1 pseudogene is annotated in these 641 nt (G+C 69.4%); it reads right to left on the bottom strand.

Features of this window, described 5'->3' with window-relative positions:
• Positions 1 to 632: pseudogene (locus ACLD7X_RS17800) on the bottom strand (hypothetical protein); the annotation flags it as partial.
• Between the last annotated feature and the right edge of the window lie 9 nt (positions 633 to 641).

Below are 641 nucleotides of genomic sequence, written 5' to 3'. Positions count from 1 at the left end.
CGCGCCTGCGCCTGCCCGACGGGCGGGTGCAGGCGCGCCTGCGCTTTCCGGCGCGCCCGATCCAGATCCACGCCCTCATGCAGGATGCGCACCAGCGGCTGAAACACGGCGGGCAGGGTGGAGGCCTGAAACGGCGTCGGGCAGACAATCGCGGACGCATCGGCATAGGCGAGCGCGAGGGTTGCGTTCTTGGCATGCACCCGCATGGCCGAGGCGAGCGACCAGGTCTCGAACTCGGGATCGAAGTGCACGTCGGCGCCGACAGCCCGATAATAGAATTCGCCAAACAGGATCTGGGGAGTCTCGGGAAAGACCTCGCTCAGATGGATGGTTTCGCCCCATCCGGGATGGCCGATGATCAGGTCAGGCTCATACCCCTTCGCCTTCAGACGGCTGGCCACCTCCGCCGCAGCGCCGCCGCGCAGCAGGTCGGCCTCGGCGCGGGTGGCGGGGTCGAAAATGCCAGGCGTGGTGCCCCGGCTCAGCGCCCAGCCGCGCACCTCCACGCCGGGACGGGGGCGCGCGCTTCTGGAGCCGATGGCCCGGACCTCGTGGCCGGCCGCCACGGCCGCGTCTGCGATATGGGGGAATTGCCCTGGGAAGTTCTGGTGAACGAACAGCAGTCTGGCCATCGGCGCGGA

It is taken from the genome of Aphanothece microscopica RSMan92 (assembly GCF_046613545.2).
Classification (GTDB): domain Bacteria; phylum Cyanobacteriota; class Cyanobacteriia; order PCC-6307; family Cyanobiaceae; genus NIES-981.
Note: the sequence above shows the minus strand (reverse complement) of the source record. Positions and strands in the feature narration are given on the sequence as shown.